General features: G+C 40.4%; 14 protein-coding genes and 1 other RNA gene. 10 read left to right on the top strand and 5 right to left on the bottom strand.

The window, feature by feature from the left end:
• From JWQ54_RS14300 to JWQ54_RS14260, 9 genes are all read left to right on the top strand, one after another.
• Nucleotides 1-2,495: cadherin-like beta sandwich domain-containing protein (locus JWQ54_RS14300; RefSeq protein WP_299585818.1), on the top strand; the 2,495-nt coding region annotated here is incomplete at its 5' end.
• A 174-nt stretch (nt 2,496-2,669) separates the two neighbouring features.
• Nucleotides 2,670-3,005 (top strand): hypothetical protein, encoded by a 336-nt coding sequence (locus JWQ54_RS14295; RefSeq protein WP_299585816.1) that lies wholly within the window; start codon nt 2,670-2,672, stop codon nt 3,003-3,005.
• 388 nt (nt 3,006-3,393) lie between these two features.
• Nucleotides 3,394-4,239: an ATP-binding cassette domain-containing protein gene (locus tag JWQ54_RS14290; protein ID WP_299585814.1), complete on the top strand. Its 846-nt coding sequence runs from the start codon at nt 3,394-3,396 to the stop codon at nt 4,237-4,239.
• Nucleotides 4,232-5,002, top strand: a complete 771-nt coding sequence (locus JWQ54_RS14285; RefSeq protein WP_299585812.1) for a hypothetical protein — start codon at nt 4,232-4,234, stop codon at nt 5,000-5,002. Before JWQ54_RS14290 ends, JWQ54_RS14285 begins: the two co-directional genes overlap by 8 nt.
• 15 nt (nt 5,003-5,017) lie before the next feature.
• Nucleotides 5,018-5,422 (top strand): GntR family transcriptional regulator, encoded by a 405-nt coding sequence (locus tag JWQ54_RS14280; protein WP_299585810.1) that lies wholly within the window; start codon nt 5,018-5,020, stop codon nt 5,420-5,422.
• The gene (locus JWQ54_RS14275) at nt 5,409-6,161 is read left to right on the top strand and encodes a hypothetical protein (protein WP_299585808.1); all 753 of its coding nucleotides are present in this window, start codon (nt 5,409-5,411) and stop codon (nt 6,159-6,161) included. Before JWQ54_RS14280 ends, JWQ54_RS14275 begins: the two co-directional genes overlap by 14 nt.
• A gap of 5 nt (nt 6,162-6,166) precedes the next feature.
• On the top strand, nt 6,167-7,054 hold the full coding sequence (locus JWQ54_RS14270; protein WP_299585806.1) for an ABC transporter ATP-binding protein: 888 nt from the start codon (nt 6,167-6,169) through the stop codon (nt 7,052-7,054).
• A 21-nt stretch (nt 7,055-7,075) separates the two neighbouring features.
• Entirely contained in the window at nt 7,076-10,717 is a 3,642-nt protein-coding gene (locus JWQ54_RS14265; protein WP_299585804.1) for a hypothetical protein, read from the top strand.
• 64 nt (nt 10,718-10,781) lie between these two features.
• Nucleotides 10,782-12,452 (top strand): hypothetical protein, encoded by a 1,671-nt coding sequence (locus tag JWQ54_RS14260; RefSeq protein WP_299585802.1) that lies wholly within the window; start codon nt 10,782-10,784, stop codon nt 12,450-12,452.
• An 89-nt stretch (nt 12,453-12,541) separates the two neighbouring features.
• Here JWQ54_RS14260 and JWQ54_RS14255 read toward each other — a convergent pair whose 3' ends face one another.
• Nucleotides 12,542-13,882 carry a zinc dependent phospholipase C family protein gene (locus tag JWQ54_RS14255; protein WP_299585800.1) on the bottom strand — a complete coding sequence of 447 codons (1,341 nt, stop codon included), beginning with the start codon at nt 13,880-13,882 and terminating at the stop codon, nt 12,542-12,544.
• A 172-nt stretch (nt 13,883-14,054) separates the two neighbouring features.
• A complete protein-coding gene (locus JWQ54_RS14250; RefSeq protein ID WP_299585798.1) occupies nt 14,055-15,176 on the bottom strand; it encodes a DUF6515 family protein in 1,122 nt (373 codons plus the stop codon).
• Nucleotides 15,177-15,395: 219 nt separating this feature from the next.
• Between JWQ54_RS14250 and JWQ54_RS14245 the strand changes: the two genes are divergently transcribed.
• Entirely contained in the window at nt 15,396-15,869 is a 474-nt protein-coding gene (locus JWQ54_RS14245) for a nucleoside triphosphate pyrophosphohydrolase family protein (RefSeq protein ID WP_299585796.1), read from the top strand.
• A gap of 82 nt (nt 15,870-15,951) precedes the next feature.
• Here the strand turns inward: JWQ54_RS14245 and JWQ54_RS14240 are convergent, their stop codons facing one another.
• The 3 genes from JWQ54_RS14240 to rnpB all read right to left on the bottom strand — a co-directional run bounded on the left by JWQ54_RS14240 (nt 15,952) and on the right by rnpB (nt 19,339).
• A complete protein-coding gene (locus JWQ54_RS14240) occupies nt 15,952-17,121 on the bottom strand; it encodes a DUF5009 domain-containing protein (protein ID WP_299585794.1) in 1,170 nt (389 codons plus the stop codon).
• A gap of 147 nt (nt 17,122-17,268) precedes the next feature.
• A complete protein-coding gene (locus JWQ54_RS14235; protein ID WP_299585792.1) occupies nt 17,269-18,645 on the bottom strand; it encodes a sigma-54 dependent transcriptional regulator in 1,377 nt (458 codons plus the stop codon).
• Between the two features lie 275 nt (nt 18,646-18,920).
• An RNA gene (gene rnpB / locus JWQ54_RS14230) (RNase P RNA component class A) lies at nt 18,921-19,339 on the bottom strand.
• Nucleotides 19,340-19,360: the final 21 nt, after the last annotated feature.

The raw sequence follows: 19,360 nt of genomic DNA, 5'->3' as shown, positions 1-19,360 counted from the left end.
TAACGGACTATGGGAACAAACAGGTGAAAGAGATCCCAGTTGGCGGTGGCGCCCCGGTTGTGATCGGCTCGGGTTTCAGTTTTCTTTTTGGCGTAACAGTAGATGCGGCTAACAATGTATTCGTGACGGATTACGGCAACAATGCGGTAAAAGAGATCAAGCCGGTTGGCGGCTATTATATCAGCCCTGCTTTACCCGCAGGTTTAAGCTTTAACAACACAACAGGCATTATCAGCGGCACACCAACAATAACTAGTCCTGCAACCAACTATACAGTTACAGTATATAACGGAACAGGCAGCAACACGGCAACAGTAAATATTAAAACAATTATAGGTTCTAATAATGCATTCCTTGCAAACTTAACATTAAGCAAGGGGACATTGAACCCCGTATTTGCAGCAGGCACAATCAGCTATACCGCCATTGTACCAAATGCCATCTCATCAATAACCCTAACCCCAACAGCGAGTGATGGAGACGCTACCATAAAAGTTAACGGCGTGGCAGTGGCTTCCGGCACAGCCTCGGCAAGCCTGCCATTGGCTGTAGGTACAAATGCTATTACTACTTTAGTAAAGGCATCAAATGGCACCACCACCAAAACTTATACGACAACTGTGACAAGGGCGGCAGCCGGATTATCAACCAATGCACTGTTAACTTCCATAAAGATAACCCCCGCAACAGCATTGACTACTGTAAATGGTCCGGGGTATAGGAATTATATAACAATGGTACCCAACAGCGAAACCAGCCTGCAGGTTACTTCGGTAGTTCAGGATGCAAATGCCACTATAAAGGTAAATGGCACTACGGTTGCATCAGGGTCAGCCTCACCTGCAGTTCCACTTGTTGCGGGCAGTAATGTTATCACGGTAATAGTAACAGCCCAAGATGGTGCAACTACAAAAAACTATATCATAACGGCCACCCGCGCGCCTGCATCAAATGCAAACCTTGCAAACCTGACATTAAGCAACGGAACATTGAGCCCGGTATTTGGAACAGGGACGATCAGCTATACAGCCATTGTACCAAATGCAACATCATCAATAACCATAACCCCAACAGCCGGTGACCCAGACGTTACTATAAAAGTTAATGGCGTAACGGTAACCTCCGGGACAGCCTCGGCAAGCCTGCCATTGGCAGAAGGTACTAATACCATTACTACAGTAGTAACGGCATCAGACGGTACCACCGCCCAAACCTATACATTAATGGTAACCAGGGCGACAGTCGGTTTATCAACCAATGCGCTGTTAACCTCCATAAAGCTAACCCCAACGGCAACACTGACAACGGTAAGCGGCCCGGGTTATAGAAATTATACCACAGCGGTGCCCAACAGCGAAACCAGTCTGCAGGTTACCTCAGTAGTTCAGGATGCCACCGCCACCATAAAAGTAAACGGCACCACGGTAGCGTCGGGCGTTGCCTCAGGAGCAATCCCGCTAAGTGTGGGTAGTAATGGGATCAATGTAGTAGTAACAGCGCAGGATGGTGCAACTACCAAAAACTATATCATAACGGCCACCCGTGCAGCATCATCCAATGCAAACCTGGCAAACTTAATCATCAGCAACGGCACGCTGAGCCCGGTATTTGCCGTCGCAACCATCAGCTACACAGCAAGCGTAGCCAATGCGGTAAGTTCCCTAACGATAACCCCCACAACCAGCGATGCCACTGCCATCATAAAAGTTAACGGCACAATTGTTGCTTCGGGTTCAGCTTCAGCGAGCCTACCCTTAGTTGTAGGCCCTAATACGATAACAACAGTAGTAACCGCGCAGGACGCCACGACCAAAACGTACACAGTAACGGTAACCAGGCAATCGGGCTTATCAACCAATGCGCTGTTAACCTCCATAAAGCTAACCCCAACGGCAACACTGACAACGGTAAGCGGCCCGGGTTATAGAAATTATACCACAGCGGTGCCCAACAGCGAAACCAGCCTGCAGGTTACCTCAGCAGTGCAGGATGCCACTGCTACCATAAAAGTAAATGGCTTACCGGTAGCATCTAATGTGGCCTCACCGGCAATCCCGCTAAATGTGGGTGATAACGTGATCAATATAGTAGTAACAGCCCAGGATGGTGTAACCACTAAAAACTATATCATAACGGTTACCCGGGCAGCAGCCAGCATGGCGCTTCGATATACCGAAGACCCCGGTGACAGCCTGAAAACAGCTGACGACGGCGTCGCCGTACGCCAGGGGATCTCACCCAACGGGGATGGCATCAACGATGTGCTGATCATCAGCAATATTGAAAAATATCCTGACAATAAGCTGACCATTATGAACGCAGCAGGGATAGAGGTTTACCAGGTAACCGGCTATGATAATGCCGGTAAGGTGTTTGACGGGCACTCCAACAAAACCAGGGCCATGCAAAGGCCGGGTACCTATTTTTACCAGTTGGAGTATATAGACCAAGGCAAATCAAAATATAAAACAGGTTATATTTTGTTAAAATACTAAGACAAATTATTAATTAGGGAGAAATACGCACGGACAGGCAATTCTATTGCCTGCCGTGGCAGGGAGGGAAATCTCCTATAAAATATGTTTTCTATATAATTAAAGAAAATCGCACCTATGACCAGGTATTAGGTGATATGCCCGAAGGGAACGGGGATAGTTCATTGTGTATTTTTGGAAAAAAACATTACACCCAATCAGCATGCAATTGCCAGTCAGTTTGTTTTGCTTGATAATTTTTATGTAGATGCTGAAGTATGTGAAGACGGGCACAACTGGAGCATGACAGCTTATGCCACAGATGTAATTGAAAAAACATGGCCTGCCAACTATGGAAGTCGTGGCCCGGCTTACCCAGGTGATGCCGCGGGCCCGAATGATGGCTATATTTGGGACTATTGCAAGCGCGCCGGTGTAACCTACCGCACTTATGGTGAGTTTGGTTCATATAACAAAGCCAGTATCAAATCTCTGCAAGGCCATATGGGGCCCTCATTCGCCCGGATCTAACCTGGATATTAAAGACCAGGTGCGCGCTGATGCATGGCAGCATGATTTTGACTCGTTGTTAACTATCAATGCTGTTCCACAATTTAATACTTACGTATTAGTGATGACCATACCAGCGGGCAGAAAAAAGGTAAATACCCTCCCATTGTTGATTTTAATAAAGAAAACAATGACGGTATCTCACCCAAAAAGCTCGCTGAAATAAATAAGCAAAAGAAAATTTTGAGCCTTTTTGTACCCAAGTCACAGTAACGCCTGCCTTCAACTGCATTTACAGCAATTTATATAAATAAAAACCAAAAATATTTTTCTTAAATAATTTGCTAATCCAAATATTTCTATATTATATTTGTAGTGTACTATTATACTAATACACTATAGCATCAATATGATAGCAATTAAAAGATTAAATTTTGGTTACCGGGGCAAGCCACTGCTTTTTAAGGATTTAAGCCTTTTCTTACAACAAGGCCATATTTATGGATTGCTTGGAAAAAACGGCGCCGGTAAATCAACATTGTTAAAAAATATAGTAGGCCTGGCCTACCCTGAAAAGGGGAGTTGTCTGTTTAATGGCATTAATGTTTCCAACCGACCTGTAACTGTTTTGGAAGATGTTTACTTTTTGGCTGAAGAGTTATTCGTTCCCTCATTAACTCCAGAACAATTTGTAAAAAGCACCGCAGGCTTTTATCCAAAATTTAGCAATGCTGATTTTTACCAATATTTAAAAGCATTGGATGTTGACCCTGCCTCTGTGATGGATAAACAGTCGTTTGGGCAGCAAAAAAAGGCCATGATCGCTTTCGGGCTTGCAACCAATACCAGTTTATTAATAATGGATGAGCCTACAAATGGCCTGGATATTCCATCGAAAGTTCAATTCAGGAAATTGATAGCTTCTGTTTTAACTGAAGATCGCTGTATTGTGATCTCCACCCACCAGGTGCGCGACCTGGACAGTTTGATTGATACCCTTTTAATTCTGCACGATCGTGAAATTGTGGTAAACCATTCGGTAGAAGAAATTACAGAAAAAATAACTTTCGGTGTTTTTAATGATACCAACGGTTTGGAAGTATTGTATGAAGAGGATGGTATGCGGGGTAAAAATGCTATACTTAAGAACACAACCGGAAAATTTAGCAAAATAGACCTCGAGCTATTTTTTAATGCCATAACCAGCGGTAACGACTCGCTCATAAAAACTCTAAAAGCCAGCTACTATGAATAACATGTTTAATACGAAAAGATTTAGCCTGTTGTTTATAAAACAACTTACCGAGCATTATAAAACTTACCTGATGAGCTTGACGGTATTACTTGGCGTTATGCTTGTGGGTGGGAGCTTTTTTGTTTACTTAATACCCGCACCGATAGATTTAAGCATGCAAACGCTGATGTTTTCAACAATTTATTTTTTATCCGGAACAATATTCACCAGTATCATTTTTGCAGATTTAAGCGATAAGAAAAAAGCAATAGGGTATCTTACTTTGCCAGCTTCTCATTTTGAAAAATTTATTATCGCTTGGCTGTTTTCCTACGTGATATTTTCGCTGGTTTATACAGGTTGCTTTTATCTTATCCTGATGCTCTTGTTAAGTCTTAAGCATTGGCCTAACCAACATGTCGAAGTATTTAATGTTTTTAGGGAGCCGATGACTCTTCTTTTTATAGTTTTCACATTGCTGCATAGCATTTCTATGTGGGGGGCTATATTTTTTGAAAAGCTACATTTTATAAAAACGGCATTTTGTTTTTTCATCTCGATAGTAGTGCTTACGCTGATGAATACCTGGTTTATCGAGATACTGATAAAAAGGGAAGTGCGCCCGGCAACTCCTTTCAGCAATATTATGTTCTTTGAAAACAACAGGAACGTGACAGTAGCGGGTATAAGGCAGAACGATGTATTGGTTATATACATCATAGTTTTTGCATCGTTGATTTTGTGGGCTGCTTCGTACTACAGGCTAAAAGAAAAACAAGTTTAATGGGAATGGCTGATTATGGAATTTAAAGATAACGAAGCCATATACCTGCAAATAGCAGCCTATGTGTGCGATAATATATTATTGGATAAGTGGCCGCCCGAACAAAAGATCCCGTCAGTACGGGACCTGGCTATTGAGCTTGAAGTAAACCCGAACACGGTGATGCGTTCATACGACTTTTTACAAAAACAGGAAGTGGTTTATAATAAGCGGGGGTTGGGCCTGTTTGTAGCGCCCAATGGTTATGAAACGGTGAAACGGCTGCGTAAGGAAAATTTCCTGCAGCAAAACCTGCCCGAACTGTTCAAAAATATGTATCTGCTGGAGATTTCTGCCAAAGAGATTCAGGAAAGGTATGAAAGTTTTAAATCGGCTCATTACGGATCAACCTCAGATAAAAAGGATAATGAAAACAAGTAATAAACTAACCATAGCAGCTGTTTTATTGATATTAGTATCCCTGGTTTATTATGACCTGATGCTTAAAACGTCATATCTGAGCGGCAAGTACAAAGATCCGTTTAAAGACTTTGTTGCTTTAAATTTTAAAGATTTTAAGTCAATTAATCTTGGTTCATCAACAGCGTCTAATATTATAGTGGAGCAGGGGCCATTCAAGGTAAGAATTGAGCCCACAGCGACTCACTTTGTTAAGGTGAGTCAGCGCGACCAAACACTTCACATCGAGACTGCATTTCCCGGAAATTATCAAAATAGCCGCGCCGAATATGTGCTCATCATATCTTGCCCTAACCTTGAGAAATTTGATGCAGATTCAAAGTATATGGCCGGAGATCGGCAAGTTACGGACACTGTTGCAAGCGCTGACTTTAAGTGGAGACCAACCATAATCCGCGGATTTACGCTTGACAGTCTATTGATCACTGAAAAACACGCCGGCTCAATAGTTCTCCAGGGTAACAAGATCAAATTACTGACGGCCGTAATTGGCATAGGAGAAGGAAGCGGATCGAACATGGTTATTTTGAAGGATAACCAATTTCAAAGTGTTGATCTGAACATACTCAATAAGAGCCAGCTTCAATTGCACGAAGCTGTTATCCCCAATTTAAAATACCAATTAGCAGATAGCGCCAAACTAATAATAACCGGAGCTCTTAAAAAAACAATTAACAAAAAAATAATCCTTAAACTTTAACAAATATGAAATTACAGATAAATTCACTTTCAAAAACCTACGCCAACGGGGTACAAGCCCTAAAAGACGTTTCACTAACCTTAAATAACGGCATGTTTGGTTTGCTTGGTCCTAATGGCGCCGGTAAATCATCACTGATGCGTACCATTGCCACATTACAGGAAGCAGATGCCGGAAGTGTTTTCTTAGACGACCTGGATGTATTAAATAATAAGACCCGGGTAAGGCAATTGTTGGGTTATTTACCCCAGGAGTTTGGAGTATATCCAAAGATCTCGGCAGAGCGCATGCTTGATCATATAGCCCAGCTTAAAGGGGTCGGTAATAAAGCGGAACGAAAAGAATTAGTATCCGCATTGCTTGATAATGTAAACCTAAGCAAAGACAGAAAAAAAAACCTCGGCACTTATTCAGGCGGCATGAAACAGCGCTTTGGGATAGCACAGGCATTAATAGGGGATCCTAAACTGATCATTGTTGATGAGCCTACCGCAGGGCTTGATCCGGCAGAACGGAACCGCTTTTATAACCTGCTGAGCCAGCTGGGTGAAAATACTATTGTAATTCTTTCAACCCATATTGTTGAAGATGTCAGTACGCTTTGCTCAAACTTCGCCATCATTTGCCAGGGTGAGGTATTGTATGCAGGTCAGCCCGATGCCGCGGTTAATGAAATGGAAGGCAAAATATTCACCAAAGCAATCGATAAAGCTGAGCTAAATTTTTACCAGGATGATTTTACAGTAATATCTACCCAATTAAAAACGGGGAAGCTTCACATTCGCATATTGCAGGATACAGATCCGGGTAAAGGCTTTGTATCAGCTATTCCCAATCTGGAAGATGTTTATTTCAGCAATATTGCAACTCGTGTAGATGTAAATACTATTTAAATTATTTAAAATCAAATAATTATGTTCTGGAAAATATTCTTTTTCGAGCTTCAAAATAAGCTCAGAAGGCCCGCGGTTTACGTTTATTTCGCGGCTGCATTTTTCTTTATGCTGTTCACTTTCGCTACCGGCTCATTGCCTGTAGGCGAAAAAGAGCACATTAACAGCCCAAGGCTGATAGCATTTGTTATGGGCTGGATCTCAATAATGATGATGCTGGTAACGTCGGCAATAATGGGGATGCCACTATATAAAGATATTGAGCACAATACCAAAGATTATTATCTCACTTATCCCATAACCAAATTCGGATACTTTTGGGGGCGATATTTTAGTGCGTTATTATTTGTGTTGATTATAGGAAGCGCGGTAATGCTTGGCGCCTTTACCGGTACCAAAATTGGCCCGCTTATGGGGTTTAGCGTTGCAGAAAGGTATGGCCCTAATCATCTGATATACTACCTGCAGCCGTTTTTAATAATCGGCGTCCCAAATCTTGTTTTTACTTCATCTGTATTTTATGGCCTTGTTGCAATCACCCGCAACATAAAGGTTATTTACAGCAGCGGTATCATCTTATTTTTAGGCTACCTGATAGCAACATTCTTTTTGGCGCATACCAATAACCATGATATAATTAACCTGGCCGATCCGTTTGCTTTTAGCGGAATGCGGATGCAGTTCATGGATGTGACTGATGAAGTAAGAAACGTTACTATGATGGCTTTTAATGGGTCACTATTATTAAATAGGATAGTATGGCCTTTATTAGGAATTGCAGTTTTAGTATTTACTTATATCAGCTTTAATTTTGAGGATTTTTTTAGCGGCAAGCGCGATAAGAGCGTTGTTAAAGATGAATTGAAAGTAAACCGGAATGCTATACGGCCACAGGTGGCAACCAGTTTTGCCGGATCATATAATATCAAAACTATTCTGAGCCTTACAAAAACCGAATTGCTGAACATTATCCGTGATAATTATTTCTGGATAATTGTGTCGTGCGGACTTTTGTTTTTAGGATTTGTGTTTTACATGGGTAATGGAAATAATTATGGCGTATCTGATTTTCCGCGTACGGTTTCTTTAATAGCAATTTTTAATGAGGTATTCCTTTTTTTCATTTTCTTTATCATTATATTTTATACCGGCGAAACCGTTCACCGCGACCGGATTACCCGTTATGCTTTTATAAATGACTCATTACCGGCGCCAAACTGGGTTTTAAATGGTTCAAAGTTGTTGAGCCTGTTGATACTCGGGTTCGGTCTTTCACTAATACCAATGGTGTTGGGTGTTGTAGTTCAGTTGATGAAGGGCTATACAACGCTTAACCTGCCTGTTTATTTAATGACTGTGTTTACGCTTGTGCTCCCCAGGTTTTTAGAAATGGTGGTGTTTTCTTATGTTATACATGTAGTGGTTAATAATAAGTTTGCCGCGCATGGCATAGGGATAACGATCTGGGTAGTAATGTTTTTTATGAATATTACTTCTATATTCAATTACAGGCCGCTTTTATATTCATACACTCCTGGCTATGAAATATCAGATATGGATGGTATAGGTCATATGGCAGGCCCTGTCGCATGGTTTAATTTATACTGGTTGCTTACAGCTGGGTTATTGATAATAGTAGCGGCACTGTTTTACTACCGGGGCATATCATCAACATTTAAAGAAAGATGGCAGCTTGTTAAAGAAAGGTTTGACAATAGAACACAAATAATGGCAGGTGCTTTATTATTATGCTTTTTGGCGGTTGGCTCTTTTATCTATTATAATGTGAGCTATTTAAATAGTTATATCACAAATTCGGAAAACGTCCAACGTGCTGTAACTTATGAACGGACTTTAAAGCCTTATGACAAGCTTCCATTACCAAAAGTAAGCGCAATGAAGCTGGCTGTAGATCTGTTCCCTGATCAGCAACGTGCGCAAACACATGGCTTTATTACTTTGGTTAATAAAACAAACAAGCCCATCAGTAAAATACTGCTTGATGCGGATGGTGTAACTGAATATACTTTGAAGACAGAGGGTAAAGAAATTACATTCACATCTCCACTGACTTTCCCAAGAGGAAAACTTAATTTTTTCAGGCCCAAACAGGATACTTCTGACTTCAGGCTATATCAGTTTAACAAGCCTTTAGTGCCCGGTGACTCGATAATAGTGGAGATCAACTCGGCGACGTTTTATAATGGTTTCGGAAATGATCTGTTTAGCCCGAATATACTCCGAAACGGTACATTTTATTCAGGAGGTTTACCTGGATTAGGCTATGACGATGATGATGAATTATACAGCCCTTATGAACGTAAACAAAATCATCTTCCGCCTAAAACTGAAGAAGAAGTTGCCCAAAATGATCCTGAAGGAATAAACAGGCTTAAAGCCGGTACTCCTGCAATGTTAGCTAAAATGGACTTTACTGTAAGCACATCTGCAGATCAAACTGCAATTGCACCGGGAGAGTTGCAAAAACAATGGAAAGCCAACGGACGAAATTATTTTCATTATGTGCAGGATAAGCCGGGTATGTATCCCCCTTATGGTATTATAAGTGCAAGATATGCTGTTTTGCATAACGTAGTTAATGTTGACAGTGGGAAAAATGTTAATGTAAACATATACTATCACCCGGAGCATAGTGCTAATATTAAACGTTTTATGAATGCTTTTAAAGATGGGTTGAGCTATTTTTCAAATGTATATGGCGATTATCCTTTTAAAGATATGAGCCTGGCAGAAACGAGTCTATATGGACCAAGGTCATCCTCTGCTACTTCGCTTGATACCTATGGTGAAAAACTTGGCTGGAATGCTGATTTTAATAACCCGGATCAACTGGACTACTGTTATTATATGGCAACACAGCAGCTTGCCCAGCAATGGTGGCGGTTCCAGGTAGCGCCAAATAACACAGTTGGCTCATTGGTGATACCAGAAGGCCTGGCCAAATACGAATCATATGTAATGGCCGAGAAGCGTTATGGCAAAAGTAATATGCGCGGCCTGCTGGTTGATCAAATGTGGGGATATCTTTATCTGCACAGCAGGGGCGAAGGGCTTGAACACCCTGTTATAAGGGCCAATGTATGGTTTGAATGGGAAAACAAAGCAGGTACAGTTTTATATGGATTAAGAGACTTGATAGGAGACGATAATATGAACGCTGCCTTACGTGAGTTTAAAAATGAATATGCATTTAAAAAACAACCTCCTTATGCAGGCAGTAATGACCTATACCGCTACCTGAAAAAACACACACCCGATTCATTGCAATATTATTTAACTGATACCTGGGAAAAGATCACCTTTTATGATAATAGGGTTGTTAGTGCAAAATCGGTTGCTGTTGGTAATAACAAATACAGGGTTACCTTAAATGTAAGCACCGGTAAATCATACATACACGGCAAAGGGAATTATGTAGATGCGCCGATGAATGATTATATTGATGTTGCTGTTTTTGCTGCACAAACCAAAGATAAAGAAGGAAGGTCGCAGGTAAACCCACTGTATATTAAAAAGCATAAGCTTACCGCAGGCAAGCATACTATTGAAATTACTGTTGATGGCAAGCCGGTAAGTGTGGGCATTGATCCCTATGGCAAGCTTGTGGATAAAATGCCGAATGATAATTTGAAAGACTTGTAATTAAGTTCATTGCTGTTTATAACAATAATTATGCAGTATTAAGTTTATAAAGTTATTTTTAGGCATGATTTATTGGCTCATTGCAGGACTGTTTATAGGTTTAATTGTTCTGGTCACCGGTCATTTCAGGTCAAGATCATTGACCAGGAAAAAGCTGGCTAACATTAGGGAAAGATGGGGTAGACCTATTGAATCCTACAGGAACTTTAAACTTATAGACAGTTATTTAAGGGCATATAATGTTGAAGCCAATATTTCTGTTGAAACAGCAGCCGACCTTGACCTTGATAGTATATTCAGTTTTATCGACCGGACTAATTCCCGGCCCGGGCAACAGCTTTTGTATAAAAGACTGCATTGTTTTGATCTCACAGATGATAGCTTTAATAACCTGGAACGACAAACTGAAGAACTAAATAAGGATAAGGGCAGGAGAGAGCACATCGAACTAAAATTATCCGAACTCAGTAATAACGACGCTTACTATCTTCCCGAACTTTTTTCTAAAAAACATAAATCTCTTTTTAACCCACTCATTGAAATTTATATAAAAATTTCACCGGTTCTTGTTATTACTTCAATTATAGCGTTAAGTATCACCGGTAGCCAGATATTTTTCTTATGGTTGCTGGCTTTACTATTATCAAATACGGCGATCCACTTTTTGAATAAGAAAAATATTTTAAAATATACCAACTCATTACCACAATTACTTAAGCTGATAAACGTAAGTCAATGGTTGGTTGATAAAGCTGTTTTTGATAAAAATGAAGCAGTTAAACAAAGTCTTGAAAAGGTTTCTAAACTGAAAAAGTCGCTTATCCTTATCAACGTTCAAAATGGCGTAATGAACGATCCGACAGATGTAACTTACGTTATTAATGAATGGTTCAAGATGCTATTTCTTATTGAGCCAATCATTTTTGTTTCTTCAATAGCAAAAGTTAATAAATACATTGATGACATTAAAATTTTATACGATGCTGTGGCAGAGGTTGATATGTGTATATCCATCCTGGCCGTAAGGGATGGTTTACCCTATTATTGTAAGCCGGATTTTAGCGGCACAGCCTCATATTTTATCCAGGATCTGTATCACCCTTTAGTTGAAAACTGTGTTGCAAATTCTATAAGCAGTGATAATAGTAAAGTGGTATTAATAACAGGGTCAAATATGTCGGGTAAAACAACTTTTATTCGCGCTATAGCGCTAAATACGCTGTTGGCTCAAACAATTCATACCTGTTGTGCAATCACATACCAGGCGCCTGCGCTGAAAATATTGACCAGCATACACATGAATGATGACATGGATGCACATAAAAGTTACTTTCAGGCCGAAGCATTATCGGTTCTGAACATCATCAATAACAGTTCGGTAAACGAAACTATTAAAAGTCTTGTTATAATTGATGAGATCTTCCGCGGAACAAATACTATTGAAAGAATTGCTGCAGCAATGTCGGTATTGACCCACCTTATTGAAAATGAAAATTTTGTTTTTGTTTCAACGCATGATCTTGAGCTTGCTGAATTGCTGGGCAATAATAATGCTGTATATTCATTTGAGGAGTTAATTAATGATACCGGACTTATATTTGACTATAAGATAAAAGCAGGGGTACTTAAAAATAAAAATGGCATCAATGTTTTGCTTCGTCTCGGTTATCCTCAAACCATTATTGATGCTGCATTTAAAGCAAGTAAGCAACTAAGAGAGAAATACGAGCTGTAAAGATTACCGGCTTAATCTTGCCTTGTATGATAAATATTTGAAGTAAGTTATTTTGAGAGGCCGGAGACCAGGCAGAGCTTTTTATTATTCTATTCGCCTCCGGTAGATTTTACAGTAGGGTCATTCAATTTATAATTCAAGCCTTTTGCTGTTTTTAAACTGTCAGCAGTAACAGTTTTTGCAATTTTAATATTATGCAGGCTCGTGTAAGTCTTTTTCCAACCTTTTGGGTCCTTTTTTGCCAGCGCAGTCGTATCTGCCTTACTGTAAAATTTGAGAATATTTTTTTTTAATGACTCTGTAAGGTTATTAAACTTTGATTCTTCTAAATTTCCAACTAATTTATTATATGTTTTATCGGCCAGATTGTATTCGCCAAAAAGGGTGGGTTTGCCTGTATCATAGTCAACATCTGGCAAATTCAGTTTGCCTGAATATAAAGCAGCAAGTGCAAGATTATAGTGTACTAAGACTGTATCGAAGCTGCGGATAAATAATGCTTCGCCTTTTGGTCCCGGGTCTTTAAAAGTTAATGCTTTCAATGGCCCCACTTTTGGTAATATTCTAATAAGGAATGCAACAAATCTTTCTGCAATAGTTCCTTTAGTCCGCGATGAGCCAAATTCTTTAATGTAGGCTTTCTTTTTCATTTTATAATGAAAAGTATGGCTATTAGCACTTGGATTGGCTTTTAATATATCATTCTTCCTTAGCTTCCACGCTGCCCGGGTCACGGTTGGCATTAAGCTCTTAACTGACCACCTATAGGTAGAAATAGCAAGATCCAAATCTCCGAATACATTATTTATATCTTCACCATAGGTTTTTAAAAAAGCCCTTTCCAAAACAGGCTTTGCAACTTCAAATCCAATAAAATCATGATATGCTTCGGGCGCATAATTGCCTTTTGCAGTTTCTAAAACGTCAAAAGATAGTTCAACCCTTTTGTGTGCGGTATGGTCTTCATCATAAGTTGCTACCGGCCCAAATTTCTTAGCTAATTTTGGGTAAACCACGGGTACTGCACAATTTGTGCCGAGTGAATGCCCATACTTATCAGCCATATAATGACATAATGAACCAAGCGCAAAAGCATATTCATTAATATTCTGCGATTCAGAAAGCAACGCCTCAACAAAGTCTCCGCTGCGGCAATAATGAGACAAATTAGTAAAATATAAACTTCCAAAAGGGAAATAACCCATATCTGCCAATAAGCATCCGCCATAAGCATAGGCATGCGCCTTTTTTAAATCATCAGCTGTAGCATTAGGGAATTTTAGCTTTAATAAAGGTTTAATGTTTTTATTCCAGCTGGCATCAATAAGTGCTTCGTGAGTTAAAACAGAATAAGCCCTCGATGAAAAAGGGATAAATAACATACAGGCAACAAACACAAATATTAACCTGTATAGCAAAGGGATCTTCATTATAATTTAGTCAGATTTATATATAAGTATTGAAAAGTAAAAAGGTTTTATAATGTTATGGAATTGTAAAAAAATAAATTCAATTATTGCAGCCCTGTTCCATTATGATTGGCGCACTAACAAAAAAGGTGATCCAAAACCGGATCACCCTTTTATTTCAATTTTTTGCTCTTTAGTTTTGAGGCTCGTCTGACGGAGTGCTCACAACTTTATAAACCCTGTTACCGCTTGTATCGGTTGTTTCCTGGTAATACACATCATCCGGAGACACATATAAAGTTTGTCCGTTAACATGTATTGTTCGGGTACCCTCAGGTAATTCATTATAAATATCGCCTAATCGCGGCATAGATCCGTTTTGGCCATCATCAACCTGGCCTTGTCCTTGCTGATTTGTTTCTAATTGGCCGTCTTTCCCTGCAATAACATACGTTTGTGTGCCATCATCTTTGGTAACCGGCTGGTAGTAAACACCATTCAGCTCGTAATATTGTTCGCCATTTATGGTTATTGGCTGAGCCTTAGCAGGCAATTGGGTAATTTCTGCTCCCAGTGGCGGTTCAACCACGGTGTATTGACTGTTATCATACTGATAGTAAAATCCGTTACTGTAGTAGTATTGTGCATCTCCCCAATAGAATGGATAATAACCATATGGTAAAAACCCTATACTAAAGCCAAGGCGGGGGTAATATAAGCTACCATAGAAACCACCATGGTAAAAGTAACCGCCACGGTATCCCCAATAGCTACGGCCTCCCCAATAGCTTGGGCCATAATAACGGCCTCTGCCGTAGTAACCTCCACGATAACCACCACGTCCATAATAGCCACCGCGTCCATAATAGCCACCGCGTGAACCTGCGTAACCACGGGCACCAACGTATCCGCGTGACCCGGCATAGCCACGGGTGCCATTTACACCAACTCTGCCACTATTAAAACGGCTGTTCCCTTGTATAGCCGGACGACCACCTCTGTATGCTGAACTGCCGCTAAAGCCTGGGCGCTGTCCGCCACTTGATCTTGGGGAAACCATGGTATGGCCTGAAAAACCTCCGGACCGTGATCCGCCTGAGATACCGGCTGAACGACCACCGCCAGAGAAACCACCACTGCTAACACGACCACCGCCGCCACCTCCACCGAAGTGACCACCACCACCACCGCCACCGCCATGACTGCCGCCTCCTCCACTTCCACCTCTATGCTGGGCACTGGCCGAAAAAGCTAAAAACAAGCACAGCAATCCGCTGAAGCTTGTGAACAATAAATATTTTAATGCCTTTTTCATGTTGATATTAATTAAACAGATTTTTCCTGCTGTTTCTTTTATAGACTGATAATGTAATAAACGGTTTAATGCTCATCTAAATTATTTGTTCAACAACTGTGCCCGCATTATTATTGACAGTTTATTTTGACATGGTATATACAAAACTGGTTCATATTTATATATTAGCGGCACTTGTATTGACGAATAAATATAAGCTGAAATTTAATTAAACATACTATGATAAAAGATACTAACTCATTAAACCAGGTAGCCGAATTCCATACTACATTTAAACACCCAATAGTACAGCAGCCTGCAATCCCTTCAAAAGAAAGGAGTGCATTGCGCATTTCTCTTTTGGCCGAAGAATTAAAGGAGTTACAACAGGCCGTTGATGACAATGATTTGGTTGAAGTTGCTGATGCCTTATGCGATCTGCAATATGTACTATCAGGCGCTATACTTGAATTTGGTCTTGGCGAAAAGTTTAAGGAATTGTTTGATGAAGTTCATCGCTCAAATATGAGCAAAGCTTGTAAATCTGTTGAAGAAGCTGACAAAACCATAGCGCATTATAAAAGTGCTGCAGATACAGAGTCATATCATAAAGAAATTGAAGGCTTGTTTTTAGTTTACCGCACTGCTGATAATAAAACTCTGAAATCTATTAATTATTCGCCTGCAGCTTTAAGTGAAATATTAAGTAAGTAACAATAAAGATTAAAAGAAAATGGCATGCTCCCGATGAGGACATGCCATTTTTATTTTAATCAAGCCTGAAATCAAAATCTCATTAGACCCTTAAAAAAGTTTTCTTTTGATATAAGTAATAAAGAAATACCCATTTTACCAGTACAAAGGTTATAGCCATTAATACTGCGCCATAAGGCTCGCCGGCTAACTGACCCAGCCATTTAAAGAAGCCATTATTGGTGTAGTTCCAGTTTATAAAATGGCCTGATAAGTATATCAGGATAGAGTTCATTCCTATCACCCTAAAGAAAAACGACCATTTCTGGTAGCCTAATACATCTATTATATAATAGAACAAAGCCATCAGCAATAAGCTTAACCCGCCAACATGCATCACAAATGAGCTTGACCAAAGGTTTTTGTTAATAGGGAAATCTAGGTTCCAGATCTGCGCTACTATAAGGAATATCACCCCCACTATTGCAAGGCGCAAGGTTTTGGCATTTTGCGATAGTGTTTTACTTTTTAACGTTAGCCCTGCCATAATGCCCAGCAAACCCGTACTTATTGCCGGGATGGTTGAGAATAAGCCTTCGGGATCATGCATATTTGGTTTACCATTCGGAAAAGGAACATATAGATGGCCGGGTAATAACGTCCGGTCCATATATGATGCAAAGTTGCCCTCCGGGGTAAGATCCCCTGGGTGAAAACCTGGCGCTGATGTGAATTTTAACAGCAGGTAATAACCTATTATAAAAAAGAAGAACCAGATCATCAGTGCATATTCCTTTGCATACAGGTAAATAATGTTCGCGAACATATAAGCCAGGCCAATACGCCCAAGCACACTGGCGAACCTGATTTCGGCAATTGGCCTTATTTGGAGGCCGTTGTTGGCTATTAAACCTAAGAGCACCAGTATCAATCCTCTTTTTATAACCCGCAAAAGCAATTGCTCGCGGCTTTTGCCTTTCTCCAGCTCGCGCCCAACAGAAAAAGGTGTTGATACGCCTGCCATGAACAGAAATAACGGGAAGATCAGGTCATAAACATGAAATCCGTTCCAGTCGGGGTGGGTAAATTGAGATGCCAGTGTGTTCCAGAAAGGAGATTGCCCATGGGTTGCCTCTTTCATTTTGTACCAGATCTCATCGGCACCCATGATCCAAAACATGTCAAATCCTCTAAGGGCATCTAATGAGAAAAGGCGGGTAGGGGCAGCGTCGAAATCGTCTGCCGGTTGTTGTTTTTTTGCTGATAAAGCCATTCCGGTTTAAATATTAGGTTAGTAACCGAAAGGTAAGTTTTTTTGGGGGAATAACAAAAAAATGGTTGATTAAGTTAGAATGAGTTGATTAAGTTAAAGCAGGTATAACTCAGTAAACCTAATCTAACTTAATCAACTCATTCAACTTTATTCCCCTCTCTTCAAGCCAAATTTTTCAATCTTGCTGTAAAGGTGACTCCGTTGGATATCAATATCATCGGCAGTTTTTGAAACATTCCAGTTGTTTTTCTCCAGCTTGAACTTGATGTATTCGCGCTCAGCAAAATCCTTGTATTCCTGGAAGTTTGTAAATTGGTCGAAATCTGTTTGCGGCGCTGTATTGCCATTTACTGCAGCAGCCGGTGATGAAGGATTGGCAAATGCTTTTACATCACCATCAGTAATGGTTTTATCGCTTAAAATTATTAAACGTTCAACCATGTTCCTTAACTCACGAATGTTGCCTGTCCAAGGTAAGGCTTTAAGTGCGTCAAGTGCTGCTTCTGAGATCTTTTTTACAGGCATGCCATAATCATTGCATATCTCATCTAAAAAGCTTTGTGTAAGCAGGGCAATATCATCCTTACGATCAGTAAGCGGTGGTACGTGGATCAATATAACGCTAATGCGGTGATAAAGGTCCATACGGAAATTACCAGCCTCAATTTCTTTTAACAGGTCCTTATTGGTTGCCGCAACAACGCGGACATCAACCTCAATCTCTTTTTCGCCGCCAACACGGGTAATTTTATTTTCCTGCAGGGCGCGTAGTACTTTTGCCTGGGTTGATGAACTCATGTCGCCAATTTCATCAAGGAAAAGTGTCCCGCCATTAGCCGACTCAAATTTACCTATCCGTTGTTTTATGGCCGATGTAAATGAACCCTTTTCGTGACCAAATAATTCACTTTCTATCAATTCCGAAGGTATTGCTGCACAGTTAACTTCAATTAAGGGTGCGTTTGAACGGTTTGATTTTTCGTGAAGCCAACGGGCAACCAGCTCTTTTCCGCTTCCGTTTGCGCCGGTAACCAACACACGTGCATCAGTAGGAGCTACACGATCAATAGTTTCTTTTATTTTTAAGATGGCCTGGGAATCGCCTAAAATTGGACGAACCTTTGAAACTCTTCTCTTTAATACTTTGGCCTCCGTAACCAGGCTTCCCCTGTCTAACGCGTTGCGAACAGTAATTAACAGGCGGTTTAAATCAGGTGGTTTTGAAATGAAGTCAAAAGCTCCTTTTTTGCTGGCTTCAATAGCAGTTTCAACCGTTCCATGGCCGGATATCATTATAAAAGGAAGATCAGGTTTTATACTAAGACCTTCAGTAAGCACTTCCATGCCATCCATGCGGTTCATTTTTATATCGCACAGCACCAGGTCATAGTCATTCTTCTTTATCAGATCTAAACCGTCAATGCCATTGTCAACGTCTTCAACTACGTAATCTTCGTATTCTAATATCTCGCGCAGGGTACTGCGTATTGCACGTTCGTCATCAATTATTAAAATTTTAGCCATGATTTATTGTAAGTTTTTCTTTTGGAAGTATGATGATGCTAAGATATATAATTGTATAGAAAAACAAACAGTTTTTTTTGAGTTGATTGAGTTTATTAAGTTGACTGGTTGATTAAGTTAAGCGGGAAGTTGAATAGCGGATTTTAGCGATTGCTTGATTACGCCGACACTAATGGCTTCTAAACCAATAGTAAAACTTAATCAACTTAATCTAACTCAATCAACCTAATCAACTAAAACAAAATAACCCCTCCCGTTTTACCGGAAGGGGGTGTATCAGCAGCAAACCTGTAAGCCGGGTTCTGTTCCATTATAAACACGCAAAGTATTGCGTATATACAGTGGCTTCTATCATTAATCTGGCCCTGCCATTGCTGACAGGTTCAATCAACCTACCCATCCTGACAAATTATCTGCCTTGCGGCAAATATATTAGGGAACGAGTAGCTCCGCTTTCAGGACCTATTTGGTTTTTCAACTCCTGAGGTTTACCGCAATCCCGGTCGCCCGGAAAAGCCGTGAGCTTTTACCTCACGTTTTCACCCTTACCACGATAAATCGTGGCGGTTTATTTTCTGTGGCACTTGCTGTCGCCGGCTGCCGGCGCCTTCCCGTTAGGAAGCAGGATTCTCTGTGTTGCCCGGACTTTCCTCCGTCCCAATATAATCGGGACAGCGATAGAACGTTTTGCAGTGCAAAAGTAAGGTTTTTAGTT

Origin of the sequence: Mucilaginibacter sp., from assembly GCF_028288225.1 — a bacterium.
Lineage (GTDB): Bacteria > Bacteroidota > Bacteroidia > Sphingobacteriales > Sphingobacteriaceae > Mucilaginibacter.
Note: the sequence above shows the minus strand (reverse complement) of the source record. Positions and strands in the feature narration are given on the sequence as shown.

Bases quoted from the DNA above. Each gene is read 5' to 3' on its own strand.
- JWQ54_RS14290 (WP_299585814.1), top strand. From the start codon at position 3,394: ATGATAGCAATTAAAAGATTAAATTTTGGTTACCGGGGCAAGCCACTG.
- JWQ54_RS14285 (WP_299585812.1), top strand. From the start codon at position 4,232: ATGAATAACATGTTTAATACGAAAAGATTTAGCCTGTTGTTTATAAAA.
- JWQ54_RS14280 (WP_299585810.1), top strand. From the start codon at position 5,018: ATGGAATTTAAAGATAACGAAGCCATATACCTGCAAATAGCAGCCTAT.
- JWQ54_RS14275 (WP_299585808.1), top strand. From the start codon at position 5,409: ATGAAAACAAGTAATAAACTAACCATAGCAGCTGTTTTATTGATATTA.
- JWQ54_RS14270 (WP_299585806.1), top strand. From the start codon at position 6,167: ATGAAATTACAGATAAATTCACTTTCAAAAACCTACGCCAACGGGGTA.
- JWQ54_RS14265 (WP_299585804.1), top strand. From the start codon at position 7,076: ATGTTCTGGAAAATATTCTTTTTCGAGCTTCAAAATAAGCTCAGAAGG.
- JWQ54_RS14260 (WP_299585802.1), top strand. From the start codon at position 10,782: ATGATTTATTGGCTCATTGCAGGACTGTTTATAGGTTTAATTGTTCTG.
- JWQ54_RS14255 (WP_299585800.1), bottom strand. From the start codon at position 13,882: ATGAAGATCCCTTTGCTATACAGGTTAATATTTGTGTTTGTTGCCTGT.
- JWQ54_RS14250 (WP_299585798.1), bottom strand. From the start codon at position 15,176: ATGAAAAAGGCATTAAAATATTTATTGTTCACAAGCTTCAGCGGATTG.
- JWQ54_RS14245 (WP_299585796.1), top strand. From the start codon at position 15,396: ATGATAAAAGATACTAACTCATTAAACCAGGTAGCCGAATTCCATACT.
- JWQ54_RS14240 (WP_299585794.1), bottom strand. From the start codon at position 17,121: ATGGCTTTATCAGCAAAAAAACAACAACCGGCAGACGATTTCGACGCT.
- JWQ54_RS14235 (WP_299585792.1), bottom strand. From the start codon at position 18,645: ATGGCTAAAATTTTAATAATTGATGACGAACGTGCAATACGCAGTACC.